At 36.4% G+C, this 20,832-nt stretch carries 16 protein-coding genes; 6 read left to right on the top strand and 10 right to left on the bottom strand.

Going from position 1 to position 20,832, the window contains the following annotated elements:
• The first annotated feature begins 69 nt into the window (after nucleotides 1-69).
• Both rpsO and ODE14_RS08760 read left to right on the top strand, forming a co-directional pair.
• The gene (gene rpsO, locus ODE14_RS08765; RefSeq protein ID WP_066440668.1) at nucleotides 70-339 is read left to right on the top strand and encodes a 30S ribosomal protein S15; all 270 of its coding nucleotides are present in this window, start codon (nucleotides 70-72) and stop codon (nucleotides 337-339) included.
• A 287-nt stretch (nucleotides 340-626) separates the two neighbouring features.
• Nucleotides 627-2,894 carry a polyribonucleotide nucleotidyltransferase gene (locus ODE14_RS08760; protein ID WP_263603774.1) on the top strand — a complete coding sequence of 756 codons (2,268 nt, stop codon included), beginning with the start codon at nucleotides 627-629 and terminating at the stop codon, nucleotides 2,892-2,894.
• Between the two features lie 230 nt (nucleotides 2,895-3,124).
• On the opposite strand, the gene ODE14_RS08755 is transcribed toward ODE14_RS08760, so the two are convergent.
• From ODE14_RS08755 to ODE14_RS08740, 4 genes are all read right to left on the bottom strand, one after another.
• Nucleotides 3,125-3,262, bottom strand: a complete 138-nt coding sequence (locus ODE14_RS08755) for a hypothetical protein (RefSeq protein WP_263603773.1) — start codon at nucleotides 3,260-3,262, stop codon at nucleotides 3,125-3,127.
• Nucleotides 3,263-3,409: 147 nt separating this feature from the next.
• Nucleotides 3,410-4,189 carry a hypothetical protein gene (locus tag ODE14_RS08750; RefSeq protein WP_263603772.1) on the bottom strand — a complete coding sequence of 260 codons (780 nt, stop codon included), beginning with the start codon at nucleotides 4,187-4,189 and terminating at the stop codon, nucleotides 3,410-3,412.
• Between the two features lie 171 nt (nucleotides 4,190-4,360).
• Complete coding sequence (locus ODE14_RS08745) at nucleotides 4,361-6,265, bottom strand: UvrD-helicase domain-containing protein (RefSeq protein WP_263603771.1); 1,905 nt, start codon at nucleotides 6,263-6,265, stop codon at nucleotides 4,361-4,363.
• Nucleotides 6,247-8,469: an ATP-dependent nuclease gene (locus ODE14_RS08740; RefSeq protein ID WP_263603770.1), complete on the bottom strand. Its 2,223-nt coding sequence runs from the start codon at nucleotides 8,467-8,469 to the stop codon at nucleotides 6,247-6,249. The genes ODE14_RS08745 and ODE14_RS08740 overlap by 19 nt, the downstream gene beginning before the upstream one ends.
• 483 nt (nucleotides 8,470-8,952) lie before the next feature.
• On the opposite strand from ODE14_RS08740, the gene ODE14_RS08735 reads away from it, so the two are divergent.
• Nucleotides 8,953-9,387: a cold shock domain-containing protein gene (locus ODE14_RS08735; RefSeq protein ID WP_072886276.1), complete on the top strand. Its 435-nt coding sequence runs from the start codon at nucleotides 8,953-8,955 to the stop codon at nucleotides 9,385-9,387.
• Nucleotides 9,388-9,449: 62 nt separating this feature from the next.
• Entirely contained in the window at nucleotides 9,450-9,842 is a 393-nt protein-coding gene (locus ODE14_RS08730) for a branched-chain amino acid ABC transporter substrate-binding protein (protein ID WP_263603769.1), read from the top strand.
• Nucleotides 9,843-9,940: 98 nt separating this feature from the next.
• On the opposite strand, the gene ODE14_RS08725 is transcribed toward ODE14_RS08730, so the two are convergent.
• Nucleotides 9,941-10,747, bottom strand: coding sequence for a helix-turn-helix domain-containing protein (locus ODE14_RS08725; protein WP_263603768.1), 807 nt, complete (start codon nucleotides 10,745-10,747; stop codon nucleotides 9,941-9,943).
• 37 nt (nucleotides 10,748-10,784) lie between these two features.
• Complete coding sequence (locus ODE14_RS08720; protein WP_263603767.1) at nucleotides 10,785-11,792, bottom strand: SDR family NAD(P)-dependent oxidoreductase; 1,008 nt, start codon at nucleotides 11,790-11,792, stop codon at nucleotides 10,785-10,787.
• A 218-nt stretch (nucleotides 11,793-12,010) separates the two neighbouring features.
• Here ODE14_RS08720 and ODE14_RS08715 point away from each other — a divergent pair, with 218 nt between their 5' ends.
• The gene (locus tag ODE14_RS08715) at nucleotides 12,011-13,015 is read left to right on the top strand and encodes a glycosyltransferase (protein WP_263603766.1); all 1,005 of its coding nucleotides are present in this window, start codon (nucleotides 12,011-12,013) and stop codon (nucleotides 13,013-13,015) included.
• A gap of 364 nt (nucleotides 13,016-13,379) precedes the next feature.
• Here ODE14_RS08715 and ODE14_RS08710 read toward each other — a convergent pair whose 3' ends face one another.
• On the bottom strand, nucleotides 13,380-14,606 hold the full coding sequence (locus ODE14_RS08710) for an aminotransferase class I/II-fold pyridoxal phosphate-dependent enzyme (protein ID WP_263603765.1): 1,227 nt from the start codon (nucleotides 14,604-14,606) through the stop codon (nucleotides 13,380-13,382).
• Nucleotides 14,607-14,762: 156 nt separating this feature from the next.
• Here ODE14_RS08710 and ODE14_RS08705 point away from each other — a divergent pair, with 156 nt between their 5' ends.
• Complete coding sequence (locus tag ODE14_RS08705; protein WP_263603764.1) at nucleotides 14,763-15,221, top strand: Lrp/AsnC family transcriptional regulator; 459 nt, start codon at nucleotides 14,763-14,765, stop codon at nucleotides 15,219-15,221.
• A gap of 149 nt (nucleotides 15,222-15,370) precedes the next feature.
• Here the strand turns inward: ODE14_RS08705 and ODE14_RS08700 are convergent, their stop codons facing one another.
• The 3 genes from ODE14_RS08700 to ODE14_RS08690 form a co-directional block, all read right to left on the bottom strand.
• Nucleotides 15,371-16,402, bottom strand: a complete 1,032-nt coding sequence (locus ODE14_RS08700; RefSeq protein WP_263603763.1) for a bestrophin family protein — start codon at nucleotides 16,400-16,402, stop codon at nucleotides 15,371-15,373.
• A 98-nt stretch (nucleotides 16,403-16,500) separates the two neighbouring features.
• Nucleotides 16,501-18,573 carry a thiamine pyrophosphate-dependent enzyme gene (locus tag ODE14_RS08695; RefSeq protein ID WP_263603762.1) on the bottom strand — a complete coding sequence of 691 codons (2,073 nt, stop codon included), beginning with the start codon at nucleotides 18,571-18,573 and terminating at the stop codon, nucleotides 16,501-16,503.
• 80 nt (nucleotides 18,574-18,653) lie between these two features.
• Nucleotides 18,654-20,756: a S8 family peptidase gene (locus ODE14_RS08690; protein ID WP_263603761.1), complete on the bottom strand. Its 2,103-nt coding sequence runs from the start codon at nucleotides 20,754-20,756 to the stop codon at nucleotides 18,654-18,656.
• Nucleotides 20,757-20,832 lie beyond the last annotated feature (76 nt).

The following is a 20,832-nucleotide window of genomic DNA, read 5'->3' as shown; positions in this document are numbered from 1 at the left end:
TGTTTGTAAAATCAAAAAAATATCGTACTTTTGCAGCCGTTACATAATAATCATTTAAATAATATTGGAATGTACTTAAATACAGAAAAAAAGCAGGAAATTTTCGCAAAACACGGAAAATCTGCACAAGACACAGGGAGTGCTGAAGGACAAGTTGCACTTTTCACTTTCAGAATCAACCACCTTTCTGCTCACTTGAAGAGCAATCACAAAGATTACAACACAGAAAGATCTTTGGTGAAACTGGTAGGTAAAAGAAAAAGATTATTAGATTATCTTAAAAAGAAAGATATCGAAAGATACAGAGCAATTATTGCTGAATTAGGTTTAAGAAAGTAATCTACAAAGATTTTCAAGAGGCAGCTTCGGAAGAAGCTGCTTTTTTTTTTGCATTTTTAATTGGTAAAAGAATGCACCTATTCATTTTTTTTGGATCTCTGCAATAATCATTATTTACCCGGAAAAATGAGCGCTAGTTACTGAAAACATAAATTAGTAACCATTTTGATATGGATTTTATCCGGAAGCGGTGCTAGATCCAAATAATTACATTAAATTTGCATCGAAAATTTAAAAAGTTTAAATATTAATCGTACTCAATACGGGGTACAAGAAGACAATTTTTTATGAGTATACCTCAAGCGTTTACAGAAACGATTACTCTTGCAGACGGCAGAGAAATTACTATTGAAACGGGGAAGCTGGCAAAACAGGCAGACGGATCCGTAGTCGTAAAATGTGGCGGAACAATGCTTTTAGCGACTGTTGTTGCCAATAAAGAAGCCAATCCCGGTGTGGATTTTTTACCGTTAACGGTAGATTACAGAGAAAAATTTTATGCAGGAGGAAGAATTCCGGGAAACTTTTTCCGAAGAGAAGCAAGACCTTCTGATCAGGAGATTTTAACGATGCGTCTGGTAGACAGGGTGCTGCGTCCGCTTTTCCCTGAAGATTTCCACGCGGAAGTTCAGGTAATGATTTCACTTATTTCTTACGACGGGAAAACCATTCCTGATGATCTGGCAGGTTTGGCGGCTTCTGCAGCCATTGCCATTACCGATATTCCTTTCAACGGACCGATGTCTGAAGTAAGAGTGGTAAGATTTGACGGCCAGCTGGCTATTAACCCAAGTTATGAGCAGCTGAAAGATTCTGAGCTGGATATCATGGTGGGAGCTACTAAAGATTCTATCGTAATGGTAGAAGGAGAGATGAAAGAAATTTCCGAGCAGGAAATGCTGGAAGCCATTATCTTCGCACACGCTGAAATCAAAAAACAAATTGAAGCTCAGGAAAGATTAGCTGAAAAAGTAGGTAAGGCTTTCCCTAAAAGAGAATATTCCCACGAAGTTCATGAGGAGGCTATCCGTGAAAAAGTGTGGAAAGAGTGCTACGACAAAGTATATGAAGTAGCAAAAACACCTTCTGCAAAAGAAGAAAGACACGAAAAATTCAAGGCTGTTCTTGATGAATTCCTGGCTCAGTACGTGGATAATCCTGAGGAGCTGGAAAGAGTAACACCTTTCGCCAAAATATATTACCACGATGTAGAAAAAGAGGCTATGCGCCAGATGATCCTTGAAGACAATATCCGTCTTGACGGCCGTGATCCGCAAACGATCCGTCCGATCTGGTCTGAAATTGATTATCTTCCGGGAGCACACGGTTCTGCGATCTTTACAAGAGGGGAAACCCAGTCTTTAACAGCGGTAACTTTAGGTTCTGTAAAAGATGCCAACATGGTAGACAGTGTAATTTCTCAGCACGATGAGAAATTCTTCCTTCATTATAACTTCCCTCCATTCTCAACAGGAGAAGCAAGACCTTTAAGAGGAACTTCAAGAAGAGAGGTAGGACACGGAAACTTAGCTCAGAGAGCACTGCAGGCTGTAATTCCTGAAGAAAATCCATATACCATCAGAATTGTTTCCGATATTCTTGAATCCAACGGTTCGTCTTCCATGGCAACGGTTTGTGCAGGAACATTGGCATTGATGGATGCAGGGGTGCAGATTACAAAACCTGTTTCCGGGATTGCAATGGGATTGATCACGGATACGAAATCCGGTAAATTTACCGTACTTTCTGATATCTTAGGAGATGAGGATCACCTGGGAGATATGGACTTTAAAGTAACCGGAACTGCAGACGGTATCACGGCCTGCCAGATGGATATCAAAATCCAGGGACTTTCTATGGATATCATGGAAAAAGCGTTGATGCAGGCAAGAGACGGAAGATTACACATCTTAAATAAAATCACGGAAACAATTGCTGAACCGAGAGCCGACGTAAAACCTCACGCTCCGAAAATGGTGGTAATGGAAATTCCGAAAGACTTCATCGGTGCGGTAATCGGGCCTGGTGGAAAAATCATTCAGCAGATGCAGAAAGATACGGATACGGTGATCGCGATTGAAGAGATCGGAGAAATCGGACGTATTGAAATTGCAGGTACTGACAGAGAGAAGATCAATGCTGCTGTGGCGAAAATCAATGAGATCACTTTTGTACCGGTTGTAGGACAGGTATATAACGGAAAGGTTGTTAAGATCATGGATTTTGGTGCCTTCGTAGCGATCGCAAAAGGAACGGAAGGACTTCTTCACATCTCGGAAATCGAGTGGGCTCGTCTTGATAAAGTACCTTACAAAGAAGGAGATGAAGTGGAAGTAAAGTTTATGGGTTATGACGACCGTAAGAAAATGAAGCTTTCCAGAAAAGTTCTTTTGCCAAGACCACCAAGACCTGAGAAAAAGGAAGGTGAGCAAAGAGGTCCTAGACCGGAAGGTCAGAACAGACCTGACAGACCGGCGAGACCAGAAGGCAACAGAAGACCAGAGGGTGAAGGCGAGAAACCTGCCGGAGATCAGAATCCTTCTAACGAAGCTTAAGATTATCATCATCGATTATATGAAACCACCGAATTCCGGTGGTTTTTTGTTTGGGTAAGGTTGAGAACATGCATTGCAAATCCGCGCGATCTGCGTCTATGTATTGTATCCTTGAGATTTACAGAGATTGGACCCCTTCGGAGTCCTGCTGTTTCGTACTGTTATTTTTCTACACAGCTGCTGTTCCTACGGAAGTTGTATACTACTTTTATTGATGCCGGATTAATGGATCATACAGGCATGAAAATATAATTTACAGTTGCAAAAATATTGTTTACAGGAGCAGGAATATAAGTTGCAGGCTGAAGAATATTATTTACAGGCAAAAGAATATACATTGCAGGTGTGATATTATGGTTTGCAGGCAAAAGAATATGGTTTGCAGGCGCAAAAATATAATTTGCAGGCGGCAGAATATAAAAATATCCTGACCGAATATTCGATCAGGATGATTAAAATCAAATTATAGATTGTTGTAGAATGAATCTTTGGTTTACTGGCTTTTTCATTACAGTTTACTGATTCGAAACGACAGTAAATTTAATACCTGAAACCGTCAGATATTCCGGGGAAGTGGCACCGTAAAGGCTCTTCATATATTTTTTAACATTCATGGCAATGGAGTAGAGGCCGGTTCCTTCCGTATACAATATTTTATCTCTTTCTATCAGTTTGAGATTCAGCTCCGCCTCGGTCTGGTCTACTGCCTGTGTTGCGCTTACCAGCTCGCTTTTATAAGTGTTGAGGCTGGTTAATTTTAATTCATCTTCCTGGGGGGCATACGCCGAAATGGTTGTTAAGAGCTGCAATAGGACCCCGAAATTATCGGCCCGTTGGGTGAAAGACTGCCTGGAGGAAGAAATAGTTTTTGGGGCTTCCTTTCCTGTTTCGGTTGTTGTGACAGATTTCTTTTTGGTTCCCTGGATAGAACGATTCAATGATTTTGCCTGGTCTATGGTCCCTTGTGGTAATCCGAGGATTTCCAGTCGGTTCACAATGCGGGTACAGGTTGCTTTCAGGTTCTCAAAAGCTTCCTGACGTAAGGCGATGGCATTTTTGTTGGCATTCCGCTTATCTTCCACTTCGCTTATTTTGGCTGTTGCCATATTGTACAGTGCCTGAAGGCTGGCTACGGTAAGCTCCGGAACCGGCGGATTATAAAGGCTGTACACGGAAACCTGCCGGATGAGCTTTTGGAGGTTGGCGACATTTCGGGCATGGCCGACTTCGCTCGCGGTTTTTGGATTGTTTTTCTCGGGTTCAGGATTGCCCTGCAATTCGGGATTTGTTTCCATATGCATTTGTGTTTTAAGTTAGTGGAACAAATATAAAATTTATTTTAAAGGGAAGAAATTTTGGAGGGAAGTATTTGGGTGTTATTATTTTATGTTAAGTGAAGAGCATGTAAAACCCTGGCTGATGAGCAAGGGTTTGGTTTTGAAGACAGCATGGATTGGAAATATCTGCTATTGGGAATATTGATCGAGATTAATAATTTCATCAAACCAATTTTTTGCACTTTCAATAACTTGTGGTGAAGGATTTTGAAAAAAAACTGCTAAATTTTCTTTTGAACGAGTACAACATACATAAAATAATTTTTGAGTCCTTTCTAAAACACTCGCTTTATCTGTTCTATTGGTAAATAAATAATTGAAATTATATTTAAACCAATTTCCATTATCTAAAATTACTAGGACGTTGTCAAACTCATTTCCTTTAGTTTTATGCTGTGTAGAGAAAGGAGTTAAACCCTCTAAATAATTATATAATTTAATAAATTCTTGATATGATACTTCTTTTACTCTATCATAGATATATTCTGAAGACGTGATAAATTCATTTATTTTATCATCTTTTTTTACAATATCTAACTCATTGGCTTTATTTATTACTTCACCAATTGTGGTGTTTTGATTAGTTAATAAATTTTCAATGTTGCTTTTCAATTTTCGTTTGTCTTCAATTGTAGTGATACAAATTCCATTTCTCTTCATAACTCTAAAAAACTCAGGGAAATTTTTATCTACATAAAATCTTAAGATATTTTGAATTTTGAATAAATGCTTTACTAAATTATCTCTTTTTGAACCTTTAGTGTTTTCTTCATCTTCGTTTTGTTTTTTATCATCAATTAGAATATCGGTATCAATATAAATTTTCTTAAAAATTTCGAAAGGATATTTTTTTGCTTTTTCATATAATAATGGATTAGAGTCTATGAATTGTATAATAGAAGGTGTCTTGCTTGTCTGTATCTTTTCTATCACATTTCCAAAAGTGTCACTATCTTCTATTATAATATCTGTTTTTTCCTTTAGTTCTTTTAATATTTTGTTTTTATATTCAATTACTCTGTCTCTTCCATAGATTTCCATTAATGTTGAAAATCCAGCTTGCGCAGATATTAAGTTATGAGTTAGATTTAATTCTTTAGTTGTTTTAGCATTGTCAAAGTCCCAACCTTGATCAAGTTTTTTTAAATAATTCTTTATTTTTTCATTGTCCTTTTCTACGGAATATAAAAATAAAATATTACCATCTTTTACATTTCCATCTGGTAAAATGTTAGGAGCTCTTAAATCAGAAGAGTGTTCTTGTTTAACACTATCCGTACGGAGTTTGTTGGCAAGCTCGTAAATCTTTTTTGGATTTCTTCTGTTTTGATTTTTAATAACTTCTTTTACGTAATTTTCTTCCAAATAAGAATTTATGTTACCAACTCCATCATCGTAGATAGATTGCATTGCATCTCCAAATAAACCTATTATAGATTCTTTTTTAGATACTCGTAGATGATCTAAAAATATTCTAATTACTTGTTCATTAGTATCCTGATACTCGTCAATGAATATGAATTTGAATTTATCCTTTAAAATATCACATAACTTAGGATACTTTGCAAACATATGTTCAGAAAGAGTTAACACTTCATCGTGAGAAATTATTCCTTCTCTCAATCTGATATATTCCTTGTATTGAATTTTAATATCTCCCGATAAAATTTCTTCGGGATTATTTAAAACAATACTAGTAATACCATCTTCCTTTGCTAATTGTATTAAAGTTGACTTTAATTCTGATTGAAAGTTTTTAATGTTATCCCATAGAAAATCGTGAATTGTAGATACTTTCAGATTCTTATGATTTACACGATCCTCAATTTCTTTTACTGCTGAATTTGTATAAGTCATACAAGCAATTTTAATTGTAGGATTTTCTTTAATTACTTGCCTAATCACAGAAACTAAAGAATATGTTTTACCACTTCCTGCGCCACCACTCAATAGAAAATTGTGCCCCTTATCAATATGGTCAAAAATTGATAATACTTCTGGCTGATCTTGTATGTCTAGTCTTTCCTTAACCATAATAATCCTTCTTTAATGTAAGCTGGTATTTGCCAGTTAGAATATGTTTCATCACTGTTCAATAATATTTCTATTGCTAAAGAAGATTTACTTTCTATTCCATTTTCGGAAAGATCAAAAGCATTTTTATTTGCTTTGAAATCTTCAATCCATTTATCTGTTAATGATAGGAAGCTATTGTTTTCATCACAAATAAAATCATAATTAACGTGAAAAAAACCATCTTCAAAACTTCTTGCGTGATAGCCATTTTCTTCTATTTGAAACATTAAAAGAATTTTACCTTTTCTATTAGAATTCCATTTACCTTTTTTATTTCTTCTAATTATTTTCCAGTCAAGTCCTAACTCTTTAAAATAATTTATTTCTTTTTTTTCTTTATGAAAAAATATTAAAGCCCAATTTTTCGTGAATTGTACATTGACATCGCTAGCAGGACATTTCTTTTCTTTTACTTTAGGATTTCCATTTTGATATATTTGCTGTACTCCCTCATCATTTAAAACGGGCTCTGTATAATAGCAATCTAAATCGGTTAGAATTAGTGATTTTACACCTATGAAATCAATAAATCTTTCAAAAATATGTGAATGTGCTCCAACTTCTACAATTGAAATGTTTTGTGATAATAAATGAAGTTCATTATCTTTCAAATCGACTTCTAGATCTAATTTTTTCATCATTGCAGGTAATAGAATTCTTTCCGTATCACCTTCAATAAAAATTGCTTTATCAGCAAAAAATAATTCTGCTCTATTTATTGTTAAATATTGTTTTAAAAAACGGTAATTTTTTTCTTCTCCTGCATCAGTATATTCTTTTTCTAAATCTTTTATATTTTTTGCTTTGATGTCATTAATTGATTCTTTTTTTAAATATTTTATAGAATTAAATTCTTGACAATTAGCAACTATATGAGATGAATGTGTACTAATAATATACTGAAAAGGTTGGCTTTTTATAATCTTTCCACTTGCATCCTTCTCAAGAACAATCCCGTTCTTTAAAAGTTCAGTAATGTTTTTGATAAAAACATATTGCATTTGTGGATGAGTATGGGCTTCTGGTTCTTCAATAAAAAGTAAATTAATATCAGCTGGAGTTTCGTCTTTTCCTCTTTTGAATTCACTTACTAAAATTTCAATCTCAAAAATCATACTTATAAGATTCATATAACCCAAACCATTATAATGTTCGGGGAATTCAGAATCATTACTGTGTTTATATATAACAGTTGTATTTCCTTTTAATAGTTCTTTTCGTTGTAAAGTGGAAATTACTTTTATTACAGATTCATCTTTTCTTACTCCTCCAAATAAACTTACTTTTTCAGTAATGTCGCTGAATAAAGCTTCATAAACGTTTCCTAAAATCTCATCAGTATCTTCAATTACAGATTTAAATTCGTCAATTTTCTTTTCATCTTCATCGTTTTTCTCGCTTCTTTCATATATTTCAGATGTTTGTGTAGATAAAGTTTTTTCATTTTCTTTATTTGTAACACTTCTTTTTGCACTGATATATTTGAAATTAATAATATTACTTAAGTTGCTTTTTGTTTTATACTGTTCTAAATCATTAAAATTATTTTCATCAATTATTGAATCTTCATAATTATAATTAATACTTTTCCACCTATACTTAAAGAATTTTTCTACATTTAGTTTAAAAAAATAATCAAAGTTTTTTGGAATATATTTTTTTCTTTCTTCTTCAGGTTTATCCTTTTCTTTTTCTTCACATTCTTTTACTTTTTTAATTTCAGCGAGAATAAAAGATCTATACTCTTTTCGTAACTCTTTATATTGGTCATAATTTAAGTAATACTCGTAGCCTATAATAATTTTATTGTGATCAGGCTCTAAATCCATCATCAAATCTGAAATATTACATGTATTTTCTCCTTCTTCATAAGAAATTACAAGCCTTAATTTTATACCGTGAATAGCTTTATTATAATCTTCTTCATTAAGTTCAATAGTTGCAGAAATTAGTTTTTCAATTTCTTTTTTATAATCAAGATTGAAATCCTCAGAAACAATTTTTTTCTTATCTGAATTATTAATGAATTTGTCTAGGCAAGTTAAAAATGAAGTTTTTCCAGTATTATTTTTACCTAGAACTAACGAAAGCGACTGTTCTAGATCAATTTTAAAATCTTTGAGTAGTCTAAAGTTTTTTATGTAAATAGACTCTATCTTCATGGTTGTTAATTTTTTCTAATTTATTGATAATATTTCAACTTCAAATATATTTTTTAATCATAAAAAAACATTACGGAAAACCGTACCCTTAAATTATTAAGAGATTCCTTCGTTCCTCGGAATGACAGAACGTGTAAAAATTGATTTGACTTTTGAGGTCGTTCATTCATGTAATTTTTGCTCATATGTATACTATTTCATAAAGCTTTAGGCTAAAAACAAATTGAGATCCAATTCATTAATAGGAAGTTTGGATGTTTTTTCGTATCTTTGTATGATAATAAAAGGAAACAACCTTTCTCTGTAACAGTTTAGATTTCTATTTTCAATCGGTTTTTTTTGCTTTTACAGCTGACAGATTTTAATACTATTTCATTTTAAGCTCTTATTTAAGGCATAATCAGAGATCTTATTCAAACTTTTTATTTCTTTTCCTGCAACGGAAAAATGTATTCATGTAACAACTAAATTTTATAATAATATATGGCGGATTCTTTTTCTAAAAAAGAAAATTTCAAAAAGAAAGTTCAAAAACAAAAGGAAAAAGCTCTGAAACGTGAAGAGCGTAAATCGAGCAACAACAAAGGTAAAAGTCTTGACGAGATGTTTATGTATGTAGACGCAAACGGTCAATTGACTTCAACTCCACCGGATCAGGGGGAAAAAGCTGAGATCAACATTGATGACATCCAATTGGGTGCAGCTCCTATTGAGGCGGAGGAACTCAGAAAAACAGGAATCGTTACTTTTTTAAGCGAAAAAGGATACGGTTTTATCACGGAAGACAAAACGAAGGAAAATATTTTCTTCCACAGTAACAACTGTGCAGAACCTGTGAAAAAAGGAAACAAAGTTTCTTACGAGAAAGAAAAATCACCGAAAGGATTTTCTGCAGCGGAAATTCAGCTGGTGAAATAAAATTACCCGGAAGCTTCTTCCGGTGTACCGAATAAATTTTTAAATTTGTCGAAATTCAACCTATGAATTTCGACTTTTTTGATTTTTTAGACCTGTGTGGTAATGCACTTAACCTGTTTAATGGTGGTTCTTCAGACTCGATTCATTATGATCTGCCTGATAAGAAGAAAAGAAAATATGTCTTTGAAAAGATAAGCGCAGTATTGTATCTTATTTCAGCTGTTCTTTTCTTTTTTGTTTTTAGAAATCCTACTGTTTCAGGAAATTATATCCAGTCCGTTGCTATAGCTTCGGTTTTAGGCTTCGCAGTTTCGGTGGTTATTTTCTTTGTGCTGTATCTTTTGGGAAAATATTATTCTAAAAGCGTTTTTCAGTGGCTGTTTTTCAGTCTTTCGGTAGCCACACTGTGTGTATCTGTATTTCTGTGGATTTATTTTAAATCAGGAATATTCTGATTGTTTAATGGGGGATCTTAATGATTGGCTTAGAGATTCTTCGCTGCTCTCAGAATGACAAAAATAAATAGTTGACTTTTGAGACGGTACTATTAATATTATCTTACCAGTGACGGAGCAAAACCGTATTGTTTTTTAAAGGCATAAGAGAAATGCGAAAGATCTTCAAAGCCAACTTCCATAAAAACATCCGACGGTTTTTTACTTTTTTCAGAAAGATGATAAAATGCAAGTTCCAGCCGTTTCTGGGTAAGCCACCGTTGCGGTGTTACCTGAAAAATCTTTCTGAAATCCCTGTTAAAGGTAGACAGGCTTCTTCCTGTTAAATACCCGAATCTCTCCAGCGGCATATTGAACATGTAATTTTTTTCCATAAAGTCCACCAGATCGATTTTTCCGGGTTCTTCAAAATTACCGAGAACGGAATCAATAGTTTTATCGATTGCCCTTAAAATACTTATGGCTTCCGTAATTTTTAATGCTGCAATATTTTCGGGAAAAGATTCCGTAAGGTCGAAATAGGGAATGAGTGATGCGAGACAGCTTTCCAATAAAGGATGTTTTTCAAAACTACGAATGGTCGTTTTTTCAGATGAATCTTTTTTCAGCGTTTCAATATTAGAATAGAAATCCTTCAGCCGTTCTGTGGTGAGGTGCATGACTACCGCTTTGTGCGGAAGTCCGTTTTTTGGATAATTGATGATGGTGGCCAGATGATTTCTGGGAATCAGGAAAATGTCACCGGCTTTGAAAAGATACGATTTGTCTGCCTGAATGATTTTTGTTTCCCCTGAGATAAACCAGACCAGCATGTGAAATTCAAAAACCGTTTCTGTTTTGAAGAGTTTGTCGTCATACGTTGAAAGCTTGATATCCGGAGTGATGTATTTAATTTGAAAATCCATAGGTAAACATTTTCCTGGGTAAATTTAATTAAAAGAATTATTCCGCTTCGAATTTTATACCGGTCATCTCTTCGCTGAGGATCCAGAGCTTTTCTGCCAAATTCAAATCTATGGAGTAGGGTTGAACTCCCCTGATTGTTGATGGGTCGCCATATCTGTGTTCAATTTGTCCGCGATCAATTTCAGCGATGTCACAGTTTTCACAATACACGCCACCGATATCTTTAAGTTCCGGACTTGTAGCACACCAAATTGTTGTGGCAGCTCCTTGCGGAATGGTTTTTAATTGAGCCTGAACTTCAGGTTTTATTTTCCCGTCTGCATCATGAGTTCCCATCTGGATATACAGATCGATGGGCTCTTCTCTTCCCAGATCTGTGCCGTATACTGAACCGGGATGTACAGCATAGGCACGGACATTGAATTTTTTTGCTCTTTCATCAAGAGCCACTGCAAAAAGATTGCTGGCTGTTTTCGATTGCCCGTAACCCAGCAGTGTTTCATAGGTCCTGTGCTCGAAATTGGGATCATTAAAGTCAAATGGCGACATCTGGTGCCCGTAAGATGAAACATTGATTACTCTTGCTCCGTCTGTATTTTTCAGGCTTTCCCATAATGCTGCAGTAAGATGGAACTGCCCCAGGTAATTTGTTGCCAGTTGCGATTCGATTCCTCGGCTGTCCCTTCTCAAAGGAACCCACATAATGCCGGCGTTATTGATCAGCAGATCCAGTTTTCTGCCGGAACTTAAAAACCGGTCTGCAAAATTACTGATAGACTGCGGATCCATTAAGTCCAGTTTTTCAATTTCGATATTGTTTAAGCCTGAAAGATTTTTTCCTGCTTTTTCAAGATCTCTCGCGGGTACAATGACGTAGGCTCCGGCTTCTGTGAGTGTTTTTACTGTTTCAAGTCCGATTCCGGCATAACCTCCCGTTACAATTGCCGTTTTTCCGGATAAATTAATTCCGCTGATTACTTCTTCTGCTGTTGATTGTGCATTAAATCCCGAATTGATAGGACGTTGTGATTTACTAAGTCTCATTTTTAAATATTTTTATTAATTGAGGCAAAGGTAGATTAGACAGTTTTTTTTCGTTTTGTTTAAAATGCCAATTTATTTTGTTTAAAATTTCACAGTATCAGAAAAGTGTTTTCTAATATCCTGATCTAATTCTGTTAAATCCTGTTTTCGAGTTATAAATTATCATAAATGCGTTGCGCATTCCTTCATGAATAAGTAATTTTGAAAAATTTTCAGATTTGAGTCCTACCATTTCCATAGTTGTTGCTATTTTTAACCGTAAAGATGAGCTTTTTGAGCTCCTCACTTCCCTCACTTCCCAAACCGATAAAGACTTTGAAATAATCATTGTGGATGATGGCTCATTGGTGGATCTCCGTCCTGTGATTCAAAATTTTGAAAGCTTTTTGACAATAAAATACTTCAGGAAAGATAATTCCGGCCCGGGACTTTCGAGAAATTACGGGGCGAGGAGAGCTGCCAATGAATGGCTGGTTTTTGTAGACAGTGACGTTATTGTAGAAAAAGATTATATTGAAAATATCAAAAAGGATATTGTTGAAATTCCGTGTGATGCTTTCGGCGGGGCAGATAAGGCGCATAAAGGTTTTAACCTGATGCAGAAAGCGATTTCCTATTCCATGACTTCCGTTTTTACCACCGGCGGAATCAGAGGAAATAAAAAAGCGGTATCGAAGTTCCAGCCTAGAAGCTTTAATATGGGAGTGAAAAAAGAAGTTTTTGAAAAAGTAGGCGGTTTCTCTGAAATGCGGATAGGAGAGGATCCGGATCTTTCCATGACACTTTGGGAAAACGGATATACCACTGCTTTTTTCAATAATATTGCTGTTTATCACAAGAGAAGGGTAGACTTCGGGAAATTCTCAAAGCAGGTGTATCAGTTCGGTTGCGCAAGGCCCATCCTGAATCAGCGGCACCCGAATTATGTGAAAATATCATTTGCTTTTCCTACTTTGTTTCTATTGGGTTACATTATGGGCTTCCTGGAATATTTTATTATGGGAAAAGGAATTATCCTTGCCTTTTACGGTCTGTATACTTTTATGGTTCTCTTTCATGCATTATTTGTCACCAAAAATATCAGTATTGCCGGAATGGCGGTAATATCCACTTATATTCAGATGTTTTCTTATGGTTACGGATTTTTAAAATCATGGATATTGTTAAATGTTTTCAGGATGAAGCCGGAGGAAGCGTTCCCGAAACATTTTCATAAAAATTAATTTAAATTATTTTATAAACGTACACATTGTCATTCGGGAGAATCTCAGCAACAATTTTTATATTAAAATGCTTTACTTTAAAATATGTAAATTTTAAAATTTTGTAGGCTTTGTCTTTCAACCTTAATCATCCGTCTTTTGTTGTTTAATATTTTCAAACTCTTGATTTTTCTCCCGCAGATTCCACAGATTTTGCAGATATATGGTCTAATTTTCATTTAATGCATTAAGTTTCTCATCTTAGAAGGTATCTCAGCAATGCATTTCAAAAACTATGTCTGGGTGCTTTTAAGATAACAGTAAAGCATTAAACTTTATTAAAAAATAAAAGCTGTTGAGTGAACAACAGCTTTTTGAAAGGAAATTAAGATGTAAATATGGTTTCATGGTTGAGAACGCCTGTTTTGAGCATGCATTCCCGCATCTTTTCGTAAGTTCTTTCGATATCATGATCGAGACCGATGGAAAAACGGATCAGGCCATCTGAGATTCCCATTTCGGCACGTTCTTCCTCCGGAATTTCAGAAGAAGTTGAGCTTCCCGAACATGAGAATAAAGTTTTATAAAATCCAAGGCTTACCGCAAGATATCCCAGGTTTTCATGCTGCATCATTTCCATCAGTTCGTTGGCTTTTTCGGTAGTTCCTGCATCTACTGTCAGCAGCCCTCCAAAACCATATTCTTCATGCATCATGCTTTTCATTAATTCATGGTTTTTGTGGGATTTCAATCCGGGATATGAAACTTTCAATCCGTCATTTTCAAATCTTTCAGCAAGATACTTGGCATTGTGGCTGTGCTGTTTCATCCTGATGTGAAGGGTTCTGAGGTTTTTCAGAATACTTGCAGAACGCAGGCTGTCCATGGTAGGTCCCAACAACATGCATGCTCCGGTATTCACATTTTTGGTGTCGTTGATGAATTCCTGGGTTCCACAGTATACACCGCCCACCGTATCGCTGCTTCCGTTAATGAATTTCGTAAGAGAATGAATCACAATATCCGCTCCCAGTAATGAAGGGGAGATGGAAAGTGGTGAGAAGGTATTATCAACAATAAGTTTCAGGCTGTACTTTTTACAGATTTCCGATAATTTTCTCAGGTCAGCAACCTCAAGGAGGGGATTGCTTACACTTTCACAGTATATAATCTTTGTGTTCGGCTTTATAGCTTTTTCAATAGAATCAAAATTATTGATGTCTAAGAATGTGGTTTCAATATTAAATGGCGGAAGAAAATTTTTCATGAAAGCATAGGTTCCTCCGTAAATTGTTCTGCTGGAAATAATATGGTCTCCGCTTTTACATACCTGTAATAAAACCGAAGTAATGGCGCCCATACCTGAAGCGGTAACATTGGCTGCTTCCGTATTTTCCATTTTGGCAAGGGCCTGGGAAAGATACAGATTCATAGGAGAAGAATGCCTTGAATACAGATAACAGCCTTCCGCATTTCCCTCAAATGTATCAAACATTGTTTTTGCGGAGAGGAAGGTATAGGTAGAACTGTCTGAAATGGATGGGTTTACCCCGCCAAATTCACCGAAATACTGTAAATCCTGAATTTCATTTGCCGCGTTAAAATCTTTCATAACTATTTAATTTTTTTCCGATGCTAAAATGAAAGTATTCCTTCTTTTTTACAAGGTAAAATTGATTTTACAGTATATAAATCTATTAAATATCAATCTGATAGAAATAAAGTTTATTATATTTGATAGATGTAAATTTTTAACAAAAAAATATCTATGGCACTGGATAATACGGATAAAAAATTGCTCCTTTATTTACAGGAAGATTCAAAGCAGACCACCAAAGAGCTGTCCTACAAGCTGGGTTTGTCTGTAACCGCTGTTTATGAACGCATCAGGAAACTGGAAAATACAGGAGTTATTTCCAAATATGTCGCTATTCTCAACCGCCATAAAATCGACCGTGATTTTATTGTTTTGTGCCATGTAAAATTAACCCAGCACAAAAAAGAATATGTATTGCAGTTCGAACGGGAAATCATGAACCTGGATGAAGTTACAGAATGTTTCCACATAAGCGGAGACTATGATTATATTCTGAAAATCGCAGTAAAGGATATGGAAGATTACCGGAATTTCATGCTTTCCAAACTTACCACATTACAGCATATTGCAAGCACCCACAGCTCTTTTATGATCTCTGAAGTGAAAAATACAACGGCGATTGTTCTGTGAATATAATATTTGAAGCTATTCCCGCTTTCCGCACTCGCTATTTTTTGGTATTAGCGGCATGAAGCCGCTGCCAATACCAAAAAAATGAGCTCAGACAAAGCTGCAATCGGGGCTAGGCCGCAGTTTGTTACTTCAATAATAGTTTTAGATTATACCAGAACACCATTTTTAGAAGCAATCGGATCCGGAAGTTCTGTATCACCTGTCATTTGCAGCAGGTCGATTTCTATGGTCCTGCAGATGGACAGCATCGGAATGTCAAACATCAATCCTTCAAAAGGATTTTCAGAATAATCACCTACCAGTTCCATAATGATGTAAATCCATCCAATTGTAATGCAAAAAGGAATTGAGGCCCAGACGCCCCAGTCTCCCAGTTTGGCAAATTCGCTTACCAGACCTAGCGGAAGCAGCATGATGAAAATAACGTTAAATACAAAAGCGGTGCTGGCAAACTGTCTTGGCAACGGGAATTTCTTGATTCTCTCAGCTTGTCCCTGTAACGTATAAAATTCGTTCAGGCAGTCCTGAAGCTGCATGTGATTAAATCCTGAAATGGCACCCATATTCTTTAATTCGTTAATATCTTTCGATTGTTGTGCGATAAGATGGGTTGCAAAATTCTTGTAGTCAGACTGAATTGCTGCCTCATCTTCGGATAGATATTTATTAAGGAATATCGGAGTTCTTCCATAATCTGGAAAACCTGCTTTAATTAAACGATTACGTTTCTGATCTACACTTTTTAGCTGGTCTTCTTCCACTTTAATATGTTCCCATTCTGTAGGAATCAAAAGCTGTTCGCGCAATTGATAGAGCCACGCAATGTGTCGGTACACTATTTTTTTCCGTCGGTCTTCAAGATCGAACTTTCCGATTTCATCGTTTCCCGTGTCAAATGCAGAGACCATGGAGCCAAGCATACGGCTCGAATTTACAATTCCGCCCCATATTTTCCTGGCTTCCCACAATCTGTCGTAGGCCTGATTGTTTTTAAAACCAACCAGAAAAGCTTCTGCCGTACCGATCAATGCTACCGGAACCCAGGGAATGATCATCCAATGCCAATTGAAAAAATGAAAAAGAATGGCAATCAAAGTACACCAAATGGAAATCATAATAAGATGAAATCCCGATAAATTGAGAACCTGCCTGTAATTGACATATTTTGTAGTGATCATAAACGATATGTTTTTTTTAAAGATTATTAAAATTAACAAAAAGCATACAAAAAAGCCCCTAAAAATTTTTAGAGGCTCAATTTTATTTTTATTGTAAATTAATATTTCAGCATTTCTTCAATTTTGGCGCTCAGCTTTTCAGCGTTTGGCAACATTTCTTTTTCCAGCACAAGGTTAATAGGAACTGCCGGAACGTCAAGCGATCCCATCGTTTCTACCGGAGCATCAAGATACCTGAAACAGTTTTTGGAAATTCTGTGTGCAAAAGCTTCCGCAAAAGAGTTGTTAAGCTGCTCTTCCGTTAAAACGATACATTTTCCGTGCACTTTTACTCTTTCAAAAATCAATTCTTCATCAAGAGGAATCAATGTTCTTAAATCGATAACTTCCACTTTCCCACCGAAATTTTTCGCTGCTTCTTTAGCCCAGTAAACCCCCATTCCGTAAGTAACAACCAGTAAAGTTCTGCCTTTTTCCGTTTCATCTTTATCGGCTTCAATAATTACTTTTCCTTTACCAAAAGGTAAAATATAATCTTCCGCTGGCTCTATTGTTTTTGCATCTTCCGTTCCCGGAACTTTACTCCAGTAAAGACCTTTGTGTTCCAGCATAATTACCGGATTCGGATCGTAATAGGCCGCTTTCAGTAAACCTTTAAAATCTGCCGCATTGCTTGGATAAGCGATTTTTATTCCTTTAATGTTGGCAAGAATACTTTCTACGCTTCCGCTGTGGTAAGGGCCGCCGCCGCCATAAGCGCCGATCGGTACACGGATGATATTGCTGACCGGGAATTTTCCCTGGCTCAGATAGTTCGATTTTGAGATTTCCGTGATCAATTGGTTGATTCCCGGATAGATATAATCGGCAAACTGAACTTCAACGATCGGTTTCAGGCCAACCGCACTCATTCCGGTAGTGGAACCAATGATATAAGCTTCCTGGATAGCGGTATTAAAAACCCTTTTACTGCCGAATTTTTTTCCTAATGTTACCGTCTCACGGAAGACACCACCGATTCTTTCTCCAACATCCTGTCCGTATAACAAAGCTTCAGGATGTTTCCACATCAATTCCTGAATAGCATGTATGGCAGCATCTACCATTACAATCTTTTCACCACCTGCAGGCTCACGTGTTCCTGTTTCTTCCGTAATCGGAGTCGGTGCGAACACATGCTGCATTACCGTTTCAGGTTTCGGATCCTCGGCATTTTTTGCTCTGTCGAAGGCTTCTTCGGCTTCAAGACGGGCTTTTTTGGTAATTTGTTTTAATAATTCTTCATCAACACCGGAATCCAGCAACTGGTTTCTAAGGATTTCTCCCGGATCTTTAGCTCTGTGTTTTGCCAGATCTTCTTCATCTCTGTAAAATTCTCTTCGTACTCCGGAAGTATGATGGCCGATAAGGACAGTTTTTGCACAGACAACCAAAGGTTTTCTCTCATTACGCACAAAATCAACCGCTTTTTTCATGACTTCAAAACTTTCAATGAAATCGGTACCATCCACTCTCATTCTGCTAAGGCCTGTGAAACCTGCTACAAAATCGTAAGCGTCACAGGTTCTTGCTTCATCTTTGGTTACAGAAATTCCCCATTCGTTATCCTGTACCAGGAAAATAATCGGAAGCTGATGTAATGCTGAAAATTGAAGCGCTTCACTCACTTCGCCTTCCGTAACGGAGTTATCTCCGAGGCTGCATACAACAACAGGATTGTTTTCAAAGTGCTGCAGATTAAAGTCCTGAATATATTTTATACCTTGTGCCACTCCTGCTGTAGGAATGGTCTGCATTCCGGTTGCGGAGCTCTGATGAATGATTTTAGGTTTGTTTTCGTCCCTGCTAGAAGGATGGGAATAATAAGATCTTCCTCCTGAAAAAGGATCTTCGGCTTTAGCCAGCAATTGCAGCATCAGCTGATAGGGTTCGAAACCTATTCCTAAAAGAATACTTTCATCTCTGTAATAAGGGGATACCCAGTCTTCTTTTTTTAATTGATAAGCAGTAGCCAGCTGAATCGCTTCGTGACCTCTTGAAGTGCTATGAACATATTTGGTAACATTTCTGTTTTCTTCGTAAATGTCTGCCATTGCCTTGGCAAGCATCATATGATTATATGCTTTTAGCAGAATCTCCTGTGAAACTTTCTCGTGAAGTGTATTTTCCATAGAAAGCAAAGATAAACAAAAAAACAAAACACTAACAAGTGTTAGTGTTTTGAGCGTTTTAAATAAAAATAATGATAATGTTATTCTTTAATTACTTTTTTAGAAACAGTATCCTTCTCTGTTTTAACTTCTATAATATATACTCCTTTGATATAAGGTGTCAGGTCAATGGTTTCTTCCTCATTTTTGAAAATTCCGGTCTGAAGTTTTTTTCCGGAAAGATCATAAACATTATAAACGGATTTCTTAGGGGCTTTTAAAACTTTTACGAAATCTTTTGTAAGCGTTGGCGCTATTACCATTCCGTTGTTTTTTATAAGGTCATTGGTTGACAATGAAGATTGTGTTTGCCCGGTTACCATAATGGAATAGTTCTGTGAAGACGTACTTCCGGAATCGTTGACTAATGTACCTTTGTTTGTGATTTCAATTCTGTAGCTTCTGCCCGCAACGGGATTGTCAATGACTACCTGCTCCACATTATCCACCGTGTTGTCTGCTTTTGAAGCAGGTGTTAAAGGGCTGTTGGCGTTAAGCTTCCATGGATAATAAACGGTATTCGTAGTAAGGTCTATAATTCTCAAATCCAGATCATTAATTAATTTTGATGATCTGTTGTTGTAAACATCAGATACAAACTGATAATTGGGTTCATACTGAGGATCTATCCAGCTAATGGTGGCTTTTAATGGTTCACCTCCGCTCGCTATTATGGTTTTGCTGTTTTTAACACCGCTATTTAAAGTTTCATTATTAAAAATTACGGTATTATTGGCTTTTCCTAACAGTAATTCTGCTCCTTTTTTAGCATCAATAAAGCCCCATCCGAACCATGGGTCCGGTCCTATATTTCCAGCTTCTGAAGCGGAGTGAACGGTAAGTACTTTCGCTGAAGCAGCATCAAGTAATGCATTATTGAACAGCTGCTTGTAAATTTGGGTCCATAATCCTATAATTCCTGTAACAACAGGTGCTGAAAAAGAAGTTCCGCTTCCTTCTGCCCAAAGAGAGCTCCCCGAAGCTGAGCTAGCGGCATACAAAACGTCCGTTCCTACAGTAGAGATATCCGGTTTTATTCCACCATCATCTCTGGGACCGGCGCTACTATAGTCAGAGTGTATAACATCGGCTGGACTGGTATATCGGAAATTATTGGTGGTAATAATGTCTGTAGCTCCCACAACAATAATATTTTTTGCCAATGATCCGGGGCCTATACAGTCGTAGCCCTGTGAACAATTATTCGGTGGGGGAGTGTCGTTGCTTCCAAATGCGGCCTGGCCGTTCGAAGTGCTGTAATATTTAGGAATTGTTGCTGAAGCTCCATTCGGGCCCATACCGAATGAATTTCCTGCAGATTTTACAATAATGAAAGAAGGGTTATTGTAAACCAGAGCGTCATAATTGTAATCATTTTCATCATAAGTTCCCTGAAAATCGTAAAATGTATTACCGCTTTTAGAACCGTTGTAAACATAATATAAATTTCCGTTGCTGTCATAATCTTCATCCCAACCGGCATTAATACCATAAGAATGATTGGAAATATTGGGAGATGCAATAATAATTTTTTCAAAAACATTACTGCTGGAACTGTTGCCTGGCAAAGTGGTTGTTGCGAACATATAGCTGTCCATCGTAGAATTAATGGCAACTCCTTTTGTGTTTCCTACAACGCCGCTACTATTGGATAAAGTAACGCTTTTTCCTCCTATAAAGCTTCCTACACCTGTAGAGTGATCAGAATAAATCTGGGAACTTGCCTCCTTATTGCTTATTCTTCCGGACGCATTATTGAAAGCTGTATGTGCTCCGTAAATTCTTCCGCCGTCGAAAATGGTATATTTGATGTTTTCACCATTGAAAGCTCCTGTCAGTCCTGTTACGTTGCCGGCTGTATTCAGTAAATCAGAATTTGAATTGGATAGCTGCCTGGTGTCCTGTTCCTGTAAAAAGTAAGGAATATCAAAATGAAAACCTCCAAGCCGTGATTTCAGAGAATCTATTTTTTTCTTAGTGACTGCGTCCGGACTTTTCCCGTAGACTTTTTCAGCATACCGATCAAACTTATTCTCATTCTGAATCTTTTGCTGTTCAAATTCTCTTCTTAAAACTTCATTGTTTTTCTGTGAGTATACCAATACACCCAATAATGTACTTAATACAATTAGATTTTTCCTCATGCCGCTAGTGATTATATAAATATCGATAACAAATGTAAATAAGATTCATGATTTTTCATTAAATGTTGTTTATGCT

It is taken from the genome of Chryseobacterium sp. PET-29 (assembly GCF_025736815.1).
GTDB classification, from domain to species: domain Bacteria; phylum Bacteroidota; class Bacteroidia; order Flavobacteriales; family Weeksellaceae; genus Chryseobacterium; species Chryseobacterium nepalense.
Note: the sequence above shows the minus strand (reverse complement) of the source record. Positions and strands in the feature narration are given on the sequence as shown.

Coding starts and splice junctions, on each gene's coding strand:
- rpsO (WP_066440668.1), top strand. CDS start 70: ATGTACTTAAATACAGAAAAAAAGCAGGAAATTTTCGCAAAACACGGA.
- ODE14_RS08760 (WP_263603774.1), top strand. CDS start 627: ATGAGTATACCTCAAGCGTTTACAGAAACGATTACTCTTGCAGACGGC.
- ODE14_RS08750 (WP_263603772.1), bottom strand. CDS start 4,189: ATGGAAACAAATCCCGAATTGCAGGGCAATCCTGAACCCGAGAAAAAC.
- ODE14_RS08745 (WP_263603771.1), bottom strand. CDS start 6,265: ATGGTTAAGGAAAGACTAGACATACAAGATCAGCCAGAAGTATTATCA.
- ODE14_RS08740 (WP_263603770.1), bottom strand. CDS start 8,469: ATGAAGATAGAGTCTATTTACATAAAAAACTTTAGACTACTCAAAGAT.
- ODE14_RS08735 (WP_072886276.1), top strand. CDS start 8,953: ATGGCGGATTCTTTTTCTAAAAAAGAAAATTTCAAAAAGAAAGTTCAA.
- ODE14_RS08730 (WP_263603769.1), top strand. CDS start 9,450: ATGAATTTCGACTTTTTTGATTTTTTAGACCTGTGTGGTAATGCACTT.
- ODE14_RS08725 (WP_263603768.1), bottom strand. CDS start 10,747: ATGGATTTTCAAATTAAATACATCACTCCGGATATCAAGCTTTCAACG.
- ODE14_RS08720 (WP_263603767.1), bottom strand. CDS start 11,792: ATGAGACTTAGTAAATCACAACGTCCTATCAATTCGGGATTTAATGCA.
- ODE14_RS08710 (WP_263603765.1), bottom strand. CDS start 14,606: ATGAAAGATTTTAACGCGGCAAATGAAATTCAGGATTTACAGTATTTC.
- ODE14_RS08705 (WP_263603764.1), top strand. CDS start 14,763: ATGGCACTGGATAATACGGATAAAAAATTGCTCCTTTATTTACAGGAA.
- ODE14_RS08700 (WP_263603763.1), bottom strand. CDS start 16,402: ATGATCACTACAAAATATGTCAATTACAGGCAGGTTCTCAATTTATCG.
- ODE14_RS08695 (WP_263603762.1), bottom strand. CDS start 18,573: ATGGAAAATACACTTCACGAGAAAGTTTCACAGGAGATTCTGCTAAAA.
- ODE14_RS08690 (WP_263603761.1), bottom strand. CDS start 20,756: ATGAGGAAAAATCTAATTGTATTAAGTACATTATTGGGTGTATTGGTA.